Raw genomic sequence first — 14,289 nt, 5'->3', positions numbered from 1 at the left:
GCTTATAACTTTCTTAAAGTAACCTGATTGAATAATGCGATAATTTCTTCCGGTTCATCTGCCGACTTGAGAGCCTCCTCAAAAGACTTGCTGTTATCATCGAAACACATCACATTGGCACAATCCAGAATATGACCCATGTTGAATGTAGCAACTTCCCGGCTCACCTCTTCTTTCTTCAATGCCTTCTTATAATATTTATTCACTTTATTGACTGCCTTGTAAATAGAAGGCTTCAAGATTTCGACCGAAGAATCCGTAAATCCGATTGTTACATCATACTCATGCGTATAATTCTGGATGAAAGTATTCCATTTTCCGGTAATGTCACTTCCCAGATAATGTTCCGTTTCAAACACCGGTTTGGTAGTCGGGATTTCTCCATACACGTCGAATATAAACGCCGCTTTCGGCTTTTTGCCTACGGGAGTAGCTTCTTTTTCGTTTTTGGAAACATTGTCTTTTCCGGAGATATTCTCGTTCATGGCGAGCTCTCCTTTCTGCGCCATTGCTGCCATCGTTATAACTAACACAACAGCCATACTGATTATTCTTTTCATATTCATTGAATTTTAAAGATTGATTGAAATGATGATTATTGCCGCAATCTTGGTAACCGACACATTCATTTATTGCTGCCACATCAGTCGAATATGGAAGTCATCGCCTCCCATGTTCGCTTTAGCCGCCTGATAATTCTTCAGGTTAGTACGCTGCAGAGCAGACGGATATTTAAAGCGTTTCGGCATTTTGTTATTAGCATTTGCGATGCCGGGTCCCACAGGTAACACAGGAAAACCGGTACGGTTATATTCAAACCACTGCTGATAATCGCAGAAGAACAGTGCGACAAACTTCTGGTTCATGATTCGTTCCATCGTATCATCATAAGCAGCTTCCGGATTTTCAAAATAATGGTCAGGCATTTTCTGTCCCCACTGTTCGATAGCCGCCTGCACTCCCTTCTGATAAGCCTCTTTGGCAGCGTTGCTTCCTCCGTCGATCACTCCTTTTTTCAGTAATTCCGCTTTGATGAATTCCACTTCGGCATAAGGCATCATGGCAAGTTTCATAGGCGCCTTCGCCATTTCCTGATTCAGTCCTGAAGCAGTGATTGAAGGCAACGTCTGATAACCGCTGGGCAAACCCACATAATCTTTAGTCTGGTCGGGGAGAGTGACCTGTGTTGCATACACCTGCAGACGAGGATCGTTCCAGCCTTTCAGTAGATTGACAAAGAACTCGGAAATCTGAACATAAGAAGTGAAATCCTGCGGACGGGTGAGCGGAGCTTCCTCCGGATAAGTTCCGCTGATGGCAAGAAGGGCGGCATCATCGTTCGATTCGAATACCGGATAAGTAGCGGGATCGGTCAGCATGGTACGCAGCTCTTGTTTCGCGTTGAATTCCGGTACGTCGATCACCCGGAGCAGTGCACGCAGACGGAGCGAGTTGCAGAACTTCTTCCATTTCAAAATACCGGTTGCATCCCCTTTGGACGTCTTGTACAACATTTCGCCCGATTGGTTGTAGATCAACCCGTTAGCTTTGTCGAACAACTCGTTGGCAGTTTTCAGATTGTCGATAATCTGTTGGTACACCTGCTGTTGGGTGTCGAACTTCGGTGCAAGTATTCCCTCGTCGGCGGAGCAGGCTTCGCTCATCGGAATATCACCGAAGGCATCCGTCAGAATCTGGTATAGCCAACATTGCAAAGTCAGCGATATAGCATCGTAGTTGGGTTGTTTGGAGGCTTCCGGCAATTTTCCGGTGAGGCGCATCATCTCTTTGGCGTTGTTGATCCATTTATAATAAGTAGTCCATGTGCCGTCTCCTTCGCTGTCCGTCATATACCACCATCCCACACCGTTGGTGCTGCTGGTAGATACGGCACATTGCATCAGGTCGTAGGTATAGCTGTTGTAGCGTTTCCAGTTGTAGACCGATGTTTCGTATAAAATCGGGTTGAGCAGAGTGCCGGGATTCACCTCATCCATGCGGGTGGGGTCTGTATTGAGTTCGTCGAAGCTGGTGCAGGAAGTCGTGCAGAGAGCTCCGCACAAAGTCATTCCCCATACTATATTTTTGAAAAGTTTATTGGTTTTCATAAGTCAGTGTTTAAAAAGATACGTTAATATTCAGTCCGAAAGTACGTGCCGTAGGCAGTGAGCCCGTCTCCACACCGGTCACCATCGAACTTCCGTTGAGGGCGGCAGATTCGGGGTCGAACAGAGGATAGTCGGTGATACAGAACAGGTTGCGTGCGTAGAGTGCCACCGATGCTTTGCTGAACGGTGTTTTCTTCAGTGTGCTGTTCGGCAACTTGTACTCCAGTCTCATTTCGCGTAACTTGAGGAATGAAGTGTCGAACGTGTTAGTTTCCACATTGGCCATCCGGTAATATTCCTTATAATAACTTTCCACGGTCACCACTTTGGTGTTTGGCGAGTAAGTTCCGTCATCGTTCTTCACCGTTCCCGGGGCAATCATGTACATCCCGTCTTGTGGTGAAAGTCCGGCGGCAGCGATGCGCGGGTCGTCTTTCGACATATAAAATTCCGTTCCCGGCAGACGCCCGTTCAGCGTATGTTGCAGTTTTCCCTGTTCCGTCATTTTGTGGTGCGAGTGCGAGTACATCTTACCTCCCACCTGTCCGTCGAGCAAGACGCTAAGCGTGAAGTTCTTGTAAGAAAATTCATTGTACAGTCCGGCTTTCCATTTCGGATAGGCCGTGCCGACGTATTCGATCTCTCCCGAACGTTCGGGCAATCCGTTGTCGTTGATGACCACATTTCCTTCCGGGTCGCGTACCAGTTTATATCCCCAGAGATCGCCCGTGGTTCCACCCACACGTCCGATGATAGACACACTACCGATACTGCTGATTAACTGGTTCTCATCCGCCCCTTCCGCCAGTGAGAGAATCCGGTTCTCGTTCTTAGACCAGGTGAAAGTAGCGTTCCAGCGGAAATCCCTGCTGACTACCGGAGTAACGTCCAACTGGATTTCGTAACCGCGGTTGCGGACGCATCCCGAATTGATGGTAGCTTTGCTGTAACCTGTCGTCGGGTCCATCGGAGCATCCAGAATCTGGTTTTTGGTGCGGTTATAATAGAACGTGAAATCGAGTCCGATGCGGTTGTGAAACATACGGAAGTCGAATCCCGTTTCGTAATTAGTCGAAATCTCCGGTTTGAAATCCTGATTATAGAGCGTAGAAGATACGATGGCCGATCCGGGAAAATCGCTCGTGCCATAATAGGGCGATGTCTTGTAAGGGTCTGTGTCGTTGCCGACCTGTGCCAGCGAACCTCTCACTTTCAACAGACTGATCTGTTCCGGCAACGTGAACCACTCGTTCATCACTGCACTGACGCTGACCGACGGATAGAAGAAAGAACGGTTGCTTTTCGGCAGGGTAGACGACCAGTCATTGCGCCCGGTGACATCAAGAAACAGTTTATCCTTATACGAGAAATTGGCCGTGAAATAAAGACTGTTCAACGCTTTCTTTTTGATAACCGTCTGCACGTTCGGGTTGGAAACACCGTTTGCCAGTTTGTATACTCCTGGCGTAATCAATCCTACCACCGAGGCAGCCAACATATCGTAGCTTTGTTGCATCATGTTTCCACCTGCCGAAGCGTTGACACGCAATCCGTTGGCGAATGAATCATGGTAAGTAAATAAAGCATCACTGTTTAATTCATAATCGAACACATTCTGTTTCTTGAAAAATCCGTTTCCGAAAACCACGTCACTGATAGGACGATGCTGTTCGCGTTGGTCTGCTGACAACTGGATACCGGACCGGATCATGAAATCGAATTTACTGTTGATGCGCAGATTGGCAGAAACGGATGATACATTACTGTGTTTCTCCGAAGGATTTTCAGATTCGTACAGAATGACATACGGGTTTCCGATAAATGAACTGTACGGTTGGAGCTGTTTCACGTTTTCCTGTCCGGTACGCCACATCGGACGCAACCAGTCGAGGTTGACATTCGGATTCTGGAAGATAAGGAAGTAGGAGATAGAATTACTGTTATATCCCAGTGCAGGCGTGTTGTTGAGCTTGCGGTACGTATAACTCGACTTGAAATTGATGCGCAGTGCCCTCGAAATCTGCTGTTGGGCGGAAATCATGGCGGTGATACGCTGGAAACCTGTATTGGGGAGAATCCATTCGTTCTTGGTGTGGGTGATGGACGCCCGCACGCTGCCCCGGTCGGATTTTCCGGTCAAGGCTACCGAGTTGGTTAGGGTATATCCCGTCTGGAACAAATCTTTGCGGTTGTTTTTGTACGCTACCCAGGGAGTGGCTACAGAAGCACGATCCTGTGTCACAGGGTCATATTGGTAGAACAACCTGTTGGCGTCGAAGCGTGCTCCGTAGGCACTACTGGTTCCGCTGGTGCTTGCGTAGCTGCCGTCTTCCGCTTTTCCGTAAGAGTAATAGGGCTGGCCTTCGTAGATAGAACCTGCCGGACCGATATTACTCGGCAATCCCTGTCCGAATTCATACTGGTAATCGGGCCATCTCATCACATCGTCAATACTGAAGTTACCGCTGTAAGACACACCGATACCTTTGGGTGCACCCGCTCCCGATTTGGTAGTCACCATAATCACGCCATTGGCTGCACGCGTACCGTACAAGGCTGTCGCACTGGCTCCTTTTAATACTTGGATGTTTTCGATATCATCCGGATTGATGTCGGAGAATCCGTTACCATAGTCCACGGAAAGTTCGCTGTTTGAACCTGCACCGTAGGCAACACCCGGATTGGTCATCGGACTACTCATCGGTACACCGTCCACTACCACCAATGCGTCGTTTCCGTTCTGGTTCAGCGAGACGTCCCCCCGCAGCGAGATACGGCTCGAATTGAGCGGACCACCGGAAGAGATAACACTCAATCCGGCTACCTTGCCATTCAGTGCCGTCGACCAGTTGGTGGGCAGGGCGCTCGTAATCATATCCCCTTTCACGGTTTCCGTGGCATATCCCAATCCTTTTTCTTCACGTTTAATCCCCAAGGCAGTCACCACCACATCATTCAGTTGTTGCGACTCTTCTGCCAGTTTAACATTCATCGTGTTGCCTGCATAATTCTTCTGTAGCGTTTTATACCCCACATAACTGAATACAAGCAAATCCTTTTGAGTCAATGTTTTCTTAGTCTTCAGGGAGTAGTTTCCATCGATGTCGGTCACCGTGCCGTCTGTCGAGTTTTTCACAGCTACGGTAGCCCCGATTAACGGTTCCCCACCTTCACTCGTTATTTTTCCTTTCACTGTTGTCTGTGCGTATGCAGAGCCACAGCACAAGAGCCCAATCAACAGAGAAAGCAGCCATTTGTTTCTTTTCATAATCTTTTACCTTGCTTCTTTTAATTTATTAAATGCAATAAAGTTATTCACACCTGTGTTTTGTTTCACGGTGCAAAGGAATACAAGGCAGATTAAGATAGTATTACAGATCTGTTAACAATCTGTGTTGTGTCGTAAACACTAATTAGTATAATCCGTTTGTTCTTGTGACAGAAGTTGTGGCATGGCGGAAAAAGCAAACAGATTTATCGGATAGTACATCCGTAATTCTTTAATTATCATTATATTTGTCACTTTATTATGAGGAAAGGTTTCTTTGCTTTGGGGCAATCGGCTGAATGATGTTTGGGTAGGAATAACCTATAATGTCTTTAATCTAAAATGAAAAATAATTAATGGAAATTCAGAATAGTATATTTAACTACGCTACTTTGCTTAAACAAGTCAAGGCACGGGTGGCACTCGCACAAAAAAAAGCGATTTACTCTGCTAATGAAGAAATGCTTTCTATGTATTGGGACATCGGCAAACTTCTTTGTGAAAGCCAGAAACAGATAGGCTGGGGAAACAATGCGCTTGAACAGCTTGCCAATGACCTGAAGAATGATTATCCGAAAGTGAAGGGCTTCTCAAAAAGAAACTGTCAGGTGATGATTCAATTCTATAATGAATATAATCAGCAACTTACAAATGCGCAACCAGCGGTTGCGCATTTGCAGGCAGCTTCCATAGTATTGCCGATAAAGCAATTAAGCTGGTCACACAACATCATTTTAATACAACGGGTAAAGGACCTGAAAGCTCGCTATTGGTATATGATTCAATGTTTAAAGAGTGGCTGGAGTCGTAATTTCTTAATCGAAGCGATCAATCAGGACTACTACCATACCTACGGAGCATTGGCAAACAACTTTGATACCACTCTTCCTGAAATACAAGCCAAGCAGGTAAAAGAAACCTTAAAAGACCCCTATATCTTTGATATGCTGACTTTCACTGACGAATATAACGAAAGAGATGTAGAGTTAGGGTTGGTTAAACATATTGAAAAGTTCCTTCTCGAAATGGGAGCAGGCTTCGCCTTCATGGGTAGACAATATCACATCGAAGTGTCCGGCAATGATTTCTATATTGACATCCTTATGTACAATGTGTTTATGCACAGATATTTAGTCGTGGAGTTAAAAAAAGGTGACTTTCAGCCCGAATATATCGGCAAACTGAATTTCTATTGTTCCGCTGTAGATGATATTCTTTGTCGGGAAGGGGATAATCAGACGATTGGTTTACTTCTTTGCCAGAACAAAGATCGTATTATGGCTGAATATGCTTTACGTGACGTGCACAAACCAATAGGTATTTCTGATTATGAGTTGGGTAAATCAATCCCTCAAGATATAAAATCTGGATTGCCTTCCATCGAAGAACTGGAAAGTAGACTTTATCAGGGATTACAGGACAATGAAAATACAGAGTAATTTAGGTGCGGTGGTGTATAGGCGGAAAAATACACCACGCTCGCCTATCTGTAGTATTTTTGTTGTTTTTATTGCATGGAATACTTACTCTGATATTCCTTCGGCGATATCCCCTCGTGCCGTTTGAAGTACCTCCCCAAATATGACTGGTCGGGAAAACCGAGCCGGTCGGCTATCTCCTGAATGGTCAGTTCGGTAGATTGGAGCAATACTTTGATTTCGAGGATAGCAAAGTCGTCGATAATCTTTTTGGCGGAGTCGCGTGTCACACTTTTGCAGATACCCGTCAGGTACTTGGTGGAGATGCACAGTTTGTTGGCGTAGAAAGTCACTTCCCGTTGCGAGATACAGTTTTCGTGTACCAGTGCGACGAAATTCTTGAAGATTTCATCCTGCCGGCTTCCCCCTTCAATTTCCCGGCGGTCGAAGTGGCGGTAACACTTATCGTAAATATCCAGCATAAACGATTGGAGATGATTCTTGGCAATCTGGTTGCGGAAGCGGTTTTCGCGGTCGTTGTATATGGCCGTTGTGGCATGAATCAAGCCGTTGATCGCTCCGGTATTTTCTTCCGGGAGCTTATAGCACGGTTTTTCTTTCATGAACCGGAAGAAAATCGGTTCGAACCGCAGGCAGGCTTCGCGAAACATTTCTTTGGGGAATCCGAAGAAAGAAGCAGTGAAATCGCTGCTGCTGCCGTTGACACGGATAATCGTTCCCGGCAAAAGCACGATTTGAGTATTTTCTACTATTTCATAGTCCTTCAAGTCGATTGTGACATGTGCCCATCCGCTTCTGCAAAAATAGATGGCACCCCCTTCCAGTTTCCACAGGCGATGCATAATTGGCGACAGGTTTTCGTCCATTCCGGCAACGAACGGTTCACGGAGGATGGCTAGGTTAGAGTTTTTTTGTTCCATTGTTCTTCTTATTTTGGGTACAAAAATAGGACTTTTTCACTAAATATCGGTTTTAATGTTCCTAAAATGAACAAAACTGAATACACTATGTCCAGTTTTCTATGAAGAAAACAGCCTACCTTTGCCGCGTTCAAAAATAGTTAAATAGGTAACAGAAAATGAGTAAAAAGGTATGTAAAGTGAAGCAAGGGCTATTGTTGCTCTGCTGTATGGTAGCTGCTACGGGCTGTAAACAAGCTCCTCCGGCACAAATGGAAACAGAATATGAAGTGATGACCGTTTCTCCGGCCGACCGGATGATTTCAAGCGCCTACTCGGCGACCATCCGCGGACGTCAGGATATTGATATTTACCCCCAGGTAAGTGGTACGTTGACTAAAGTCTGCGTAACGGAAGGTCAGCGTGTAAAGAACGGACAGACATTGTTCATCATCGACCAAGTGCCGTATGAAGCTGCTTTGCAGACGGCAGTGGCAAACGTTGAATCGGCCAAAGCCTCTCTGGCTACGGCGCAACTGACCTATGACAGTAAAGAGGAACTGTATAAAGAGAACGTAGTTTCCTCTTTCGATTTGAGTACGGCAAAAAACTCCCTGTTAGCTGCCAAAGCACAGTTGGCACAAGCCAAGGCGCAGGAAGTGAGTGCCCGCAATAATCTTTCTTATACGGTTGTGAAAAGTCCGGTTGACGGAGTGGTAGGCACGTTGCCTTACCGTGTGGGAGCTTTGGTAAGTTCCGCTCTTGCCCAGCCGTTGACTACCGTTTCCGACAATTCGGATATGTACGTCTACTTCTCCATGACGGAAAACCAATTACTGGGACTGATCCGCCAATACGGTTCTAAAGAGGAAGCATTGAAAAATATGCCTGCCATCGACCTGCAACTGAACGATAAGTCAGCCTACTCCGAACGGGGACAGATTGAATCTATCAGTGGAGTGATCGACCGTTCGACGGGTACGGTCAGCCTGCGTGCCGTTTTCCCGAATAAGGAAGGATTGCTGCATAGCGGTGGTGCGGGTAACGTGATTGTTCCTGTTCAAAAAACAGGTGCGCTGACCATTCCACAGGCTGCCACTTTCGAAATACAAGATAAGAGATATGTTTATAAGGTAGTGGACGGCAAGGCTCAATCCAGTCAGGTACAAGTGACCCGCGTCAATGGCGGTCAGGAATTTATTGTAGATGAAGGATTGGCACCGGGAGATGTGATCGTGGCAGAAGGAGTAGGTCTGCTTCGTGAAGGCACTCCTATCAAGGCAAAGACAACTACTACTGAAAATTAAACCGAGGAGGAATCATTCATGAATTTAAGAACCTTTATAGAACGCCCCGTATTATCGGCAGTCATCTCTATCACGATTGTCGTAGTGGGTATCATCGGGCTGTTCAGCTTGCCCGTTGAGCAGTATCCCGATATTGCTCCGCCTACCATTATGGTGAGTACCACCTATTATGGCGCCAGTGCGGAAACATTGCAGAAGAGTGTTATTGCGCCTTTGGAAGAGGCGATCAACGGAGTGGAAGACATGACCTACATGACTTCTTCCGCCACCAATTCCGGTTCGGTGAGCATCACCGTCTATTTTAAGCAGGGCACAGACCCCGATATGGCGGCTGTCAACGTGCAGAACCGTGTATCACGTGCTACGGGACAGCTTCCGGCGGAGGTAACCCAGGTCGGCGTGACCACTTCCAAGCGTCAGACGAGTATTCTGCAGATGTTCTCATTGTATAGTCCGGACGACAGTTACGACGAGAACTTCCTGTCCAACTATATCAGTATCAACCTGAAACCGCAGATTCTTCGTATCTCCGGTGTGGGCGACCTGATGATTATGGGCGGTGAATATAGTATGCGTGTATGGATGAAACCGGACGTGATGGCACAGTACAAACTGATTCCATCCGATATCACCGGTGTGCTTGCCGAGCAGAATATCGAATCGGCTACCGGTTCGTTCGGTGAAAATTCCGATGAGACTTATCAGTATACGATGAAGTACACCGGACGTCTCATTACTCCCGAAGAATTCGGGGAGATCGTTATCCGTTCCACCGACAATGGCGAAGTCTTGAAACTGAAAGACGTTGCCGATATCCAACTGGGACAGGACAGCTACGCTTACCACGGTGGTATGGACGGTCATCTGGGTGTATCCTGTATGGTGTTCCAGACGGCAGGTTCCAATGCGACCGAAGTAAACCAGAACATCGACAAACTCCTTGAAGAAGCAAGCAAAGATCTTCCGAAAGGCGTGGAACTGACGCAGATGATGAGCTCCAACGACTTCCTGTTCGCTTCCATTCATGAGGTGGTGAAAACGTTGATCGAGGCTATCATCCTGGTTATCCTTGTGGTGTACGTCTTCTTGCAGGACTTCCGTTCTACATTGATTCCGCTGGTCGGAATTGTGGTTTCCCTGGTAGGTACGTTTGCTTTCATGGCGATAGCCGGATTCAGTATCAACCTGCTGACCCTGTTTGCGTTAGTGCTCGTTATCGGTACGGTGGTGGATGATGCCATTATTGTCGTCGAGGCGGTGCAGGCGCGGTTCGATGTGGGCTACAGGTCGTCGTATATGGCAAGTATCGACGCTATGAAAGGAATCAGTAATGCCGTTATCACCTCTTCGCTAGTGTTTATGGCGGTGTTTATTCCGGTGTCCTTCATGGGCGGCACTTCCGGTACGTTCTATACCCAGTTCGGTTTGACGATGGCGGTTGCGGTAGGAATCTCGGCTATTAACGCGTTGACTTTGAGTCCGGCTTTGTGTGCCCTGCTGCTGAAACCTTATATTAATGAAGACGGAACGCAGAAGAACAACTTTGCGGCACGTTTCCGTAAGGCTTTCAATTCGGCTTTCGATGTGATGGTGGATAAATATAAGACGATTGTATTGTTCTTTATCAAGCGCAGATGGCTGACATGGTCGTTACTGGCTTGTTCCGTGGTGTTGCTTGTGTTACTGATGAATAACACGAAGACCAGTCTGGTGCCCGACGAAGATCAGGGTGTTATTTTCGTGAATGTAAGTACGGCGGCAGGCAGTTCGCTGACAACGACGGACGAGGTGATGGAACGTATCGAAAAACGTCTGATGGAAATACCTCAACTGAAACACGTGCAGAAAGTGGCCGGTTACGGATTGTTGGCAGGACAGGGTAGCTCGTTCGGTATGTTGATTCTCAAACTGAAACCGTGGGATGAACGTCCGGGTGATGAGGACAATGTGCAGTCGGTGATCGGTCAGGTATATGCGCGTACGGCTGATATCAAGGATGCCAGTGTGTTCGCCATCTCTCCGGGTATGATTCCGGGTTACGGTATGGGTAATGCGCTCGAACTCCACATGCAGGATAAGATGGGAGGCGATATGAACGAGTTCTTCACCACCACCCAGCAATATTTGGGAGCTTTGAACCAGCGGCCTGAAATATCGATGGCTTATTCGACGTTCGACGTGCGCTATCCGCAGTGGACGGTAGAGGTGGATGCAGCTAAATGTAAACGTGCAGGTATCACGCCCGACGCTGTGTTGAGTACGCTGTCCGGTTATTACGGTGGACAGTATGTGTCCAATTTCAACCGTTTCTCTAAAGTGTACCGTGTCATGATTCAGGCCGATCCGGTGTTCCGTTTGGACGAAACTTCCCTCGATAATGCTTTTGTGCGTATGTCGAATGGAGAGATGGCGCCGTTGAGCCAGTTCGTTACGCTGACCCGTAGCTACGGTGCGGAATCGTTGAGCCGTTTCAATATGTATAACTCCATTGCGGTAAATGCGATGCCGGCCGACGGATATAGTACGGGAGACGCCATCAAGGCTGTGCAGGAAACTGCCGAACAGTCTCTTCCGAAAGGCTACGGCTATGATTACGGAGGTATCACCCGTGAGGAAAACCAGCAGAGCGGTACGACGATCATTATTTTCGGTATCTGCTTCCTGATGATTTACCTTATTTTGAGTGCGCTTTATGAGAGCTTCATTATTCCGTTCGCTGTGCTTTTGAGTGTGCCTTGCGGATTGATGGGTAGCTTCCTTTTCGCCTGGATGTTCGGACTGGAGAATAATATTTATCTGCAAACAGGTTTGATTATGTTGATTGGTCTGCTGGCGAAGACGGCTATTTTGCTGACGGAATATGCTGCCGAACGTCGTAAAGCAGGTATGGGGCTGATTGCTTCTGCGGTCAGTGCGGCTAAAGCCCGTCTGCGTCCGATTCTGATGACGGCATTGACGATGATTTTCGGTCTGTTCCCGTTGATGATGTCAAGTGGAGTGGGAGCCAACGGTAACCGTTCATTGGGTACGGGTGTAGTAGGTGGTATGACCATCGGTACATTGGCGTTGCTCTTCATCGTGCCTACTTTGTTTATCGCTTTCCAGTGGCTGCAGGAACGTTTGCGTCCCGTGCAGAGCAGACCGACGCATGACTGGCAGATTGAAGAAGAAATCAAAGTGAGCGACGAAGAAAAATCTAAAGCTGGAAAAGAATAATTGATGATTAAAGGTTTTAGACCTGAATTAAAATAAGAACTAATGAGAAAAATAATCATTCTGTCCGCAGCAACGCTTATATTGAGTAGTTGCGGTATCTACAATAAATACAAACCGGTATCGGAAGTTCCCGAAGGACTTTACGGCAGCGAGTCTGTTGCTGCCACCGATACGGCAAACTTCGGCAACCTCTCGTGGCGGGAGGTCTTTACCGACCCTTATCTGCAGAATTTGGTGGATTCGGCACTCTTGCGCAACACCGATATGCAGACTGCCCATTTGCGTGTGAAAGAAGCGGAAGCCACGCTGCTGACGTCCAAACTGTCTTATCTGCCTTCTTTGTTTCTGGCACCGGAAGGAGCTGCCAGCAGCTTCGACCGTGGAAAGGCTACACAAACTTATTCGCTGCCTGTGACTGCTTCGTGGGAACTGGATATTTTTGGAAAGGTGACAACAGCAAAGCGTCGTGCGAAAGCTGCCTATGAACAGAGCAAGGAATATGAACAGGCTGTCAAGACGCAGTTGGTAGCATCCGTTGCCAATACGTATTACACCTTGCTGATGCTCGATTCGCAGTATGAGATAGCTGTGGCTACCGAAGCTGCCTGGAAAGAAAGTGTAAATGCTACCCGTGCCATGAAAAAGGCCGGGATGGTGAATGAGGCCGGACTGGCGCAGACGGAGGCTACCTACTTCAATATATGTACCACTGTGCTCGACCTGAAAGAGCAAATCAATCAGGCGGAAAATTCACTGGCACTTTTACTGGCAGAAACTCCCCACAAAATACAGCGTGGCAAACTGGGAAATCAACAGTTGCCGGAAAACTTCTCCGTGGGTGTTCCCTTACAGATGCTTGCCAACCGTCCTGACGTGCGCAGCGCAGAATTTTCGTTGGCACAGGCTTTCTATGCAACGAATTCTGCCCGTGCCGCTTTCTATCCTTCCGTCACGTTGAGCGGCAGCGCAGGATGGACCAACAGTGCAGGGAGCATGATTGTCAACCCGGGTAAGTTCCTGGCCTCCGCTGTGGCTTCCCTGACGCAGCCTTTGTTTAATAAAGGAGCGAATATCGCCCAACTGAAAATAGCGAAAGCCCAACAGGAGGAAGCCCGCCTTAGTTTCGAACAGACCTTGCTGAACGCAGGCGTGGAAGTGAACGAGGCACTGGTGCAGTACCAGACTGCTCGCGAGAAAGCCGACTACTACAACAAGCAGGTGGCTTCTCTGCAAACAGCAGCCAAGAGCACAAGCCTGTTGATGAAACATGGCAACACCACTTATCTGGAAGTATTGACCGCCCAACAGACGTTACTCAACGCGCAACTGTCACAAGTAGCGAACCGCTTTACCGAAATCCAAGGCGTAATCACTTTGTATCAGGCATTGGGCGGCGGCCGTATGTAGGGAGGTATGTATGAATCCAGAAACACTGCGTTGCCGGATACTCGACTACACCAAGCGGGAAATGTACCAGCATGGTGCCGACGGGTTGACGATGGATGATATAGCCAGGGGAATGAAGATGTCGAAGCGGACACTCTACAAGCTCTTTCCCAGCAAAACGAGTCTGTTCCGTGTCTGTCTTTCTGATTTTGCCAACGGAATCAGAAGCCGGATCCAGCAAAAACAGATACGGATGGACAGCTCGTGCATGGAGGCACTTTTTATCACAGTGGATGGCTATCTCACCCTACTTCATTCGCTGGGGAAGAAGTTGCTGATGGATATTGCTGCCGACAGGGAATACCGTGCTGCTTTCGAGCGGGAGGAGGCTTTCTGGTTGCAGCAGTTGATTGATGTTTTGACGCATTGTAAGATTTGCGGTTATCTGCTTCCCGGAGTCGATCCCGACCGTTTTGCACCGGATTTGCAGGAGGTCATCTACCAGAGCAGCTTGCAAGGCACCCCGTACTTAGTGCAGCGTATGTTGAACTATACGCTTCTGCGGGGGCTTTTTAAGATGGACGGCATCCGTTATATTGACGAACACCTGAAACCTGATAATTTGAATGTTTGTGTATGAAGAGAAAGAGGTGGGCTACCCTGCAA

At 47.6% G+C, this 14,289-nt stretch carries 9 protein-coding genes; 5 read left to right on the top strand and 4 right to left on the bottom strand.

What is annotated here, in order from left to right; translation table 11 throughout:
- Positions 1 to 2 precede the first annotated feature (2 nt).
- The 3 genes from H8796_RS24280 to H8796_RS24270 form a co-directional block, all read right to left on the bottom strand.
- Positions 3 to 560, bottom strand: a complete 558-nt coding sequence (locus H8796_RS24280) for a hypothetical protein (protein ID WP_187343891.1) — start codon at positions 558 to 560, stop codon at positions 3 to 5.
- 69 nt (positions 561 to 629) lie between these two features.
- Positions 630 to 2,108, bottom strand: coding sequence for a SusD/RagB family nutrient-binding outer membrane lipoprotein (locus H8796_RS24275; RefSeq protein ID WP_117935322.1), 1,479 nt, complete (start codon positions 2,106 to 2,108; stop codon positions 630 to 632).
- A gap of 10 nt (positions 2,109 to 2,118) precedes the next feature.
- Positions 2,119 to 5,376 carry a SusC/RagA family TonB-linked outer membrane protein gene (locus H8796_RS24270; protein ID WP_117935320.1) on the bottom strand — a complete coding sequence of 1,086 codons (3,258 nt, stop codon included), beginning with the start codon at positions 5,374 to 5,376 and terminating at the stop codon, positions 2,119 to 2,121.
- Between the two features lie 356 nt (positions 5,377 to 5,732).
- Between H8796_RS24270 and H8796_RS24265 the strand changes: the two genes are divergently transcribed.
- Positions 5,733 to 6,815 carry a YhcG family protein gene (locus H8796_RS24265; RefSeq protein WP_117935318.1) on the top strand — a complete coding sequence of 361 codons (1,083 nt, stop codon included), beginning with the start codon at positions 5,733 to 5,735 and terminating at the stop codon, positions 6,813 to 6,815.
- A gap of 68 nt (positions 6,816 to 6,883) precedes the next feature.
- Here the strand turns inward: H8796_RS24265 and H8796_RS24260 are convergent, their stop codons facing one another.
- Positions 6,884 to 7,735 (bottom strand): AraC family transcriptional regulator, encoded by an 852-nt coding sequence (locus H8796_RS24260; protein ID WP_117935316.1) that lies wholly within the window; start codon positions 7,733 to 7,735, stop codon positions 6,884 to 6,886.
- Positions 7,736 to 7,893: 158 nt separating this feature from the next.
- On the opposite strand from H8796_RS24260, the gene H8796_RS24255 reads away from it, so the two are divergent.
- From H8796_RS24255 to H8796_RS24240, 4 genes are read left to right on the top strand one after another with little or no spacing between them, the layout of a single operon-like run.
- On the top strand, positions 7,894 to 9,021 hold the full coding sequence (locus H8796_RS24255; RefSeq protein WP_117935314.1) for an efflux RND transporter periplasmic adaptor subunit: 1,128 nt from the start codon (positions 7,894 to 7,896) through the stop codon (positions 9,019 to 9,021).
- 18 nt (positions 9,022 to 9,039) lie between these two features.
- Positions 9,040 to 12,237 (top strand): efflux RND transporter permease subunit, encoded by a 3,198-nt coding sequence (locus H8796_RS24250; RefSeq protein WP_117935312.1) that lies wholly within the window; start codon positions 9,040 to 9,042, stop codon positions 12,235 to 12,237.
- Between the two features lie 42 nt (positions 12,238 to 12,279).
- Positions 12,280 to 13,644, top strand: coding sequence for a TolC family protein (locus H8796_RS24245; protein WP_117935310.1), 1,365 nt, complete (start codon positions 12,280 to 12,282; stop codon positions 13,642 to 13,644).
- Between the two features lie 10 nt (positions 13,645 to 13,654).
- Positions 13,655 to 14,263 carry a TetR/AcrR family transcriptional regulator gene (locus H8796_RS24240; RefSeq protein WP_004296744.1) on the top strand — a complete coding sequence of 203 codons (609 nt, stop codon included), beginning with the start codon at positions 13,655 to 13,657 and terminating at the stop codon, positions 14,261 to 14,263.
- The last annotated feature ends 26 nt before the right edge of the window (positions 14,264 to 14,289 follow it).

The organism is Bacteroides sp. M10 (assembly GCF_014334015.1).
Lineage (GTDB): Bacteria > Bacteroidota > Bacteroidia > Bacteroidales > Bacteroidaceae > Bacteroides > Bacteroides intestinigallinarum.
Note: the sequence above shows the minus strand (reverse complement) of the source record. Positions and strands in the feature narration are given on the sequence as shown.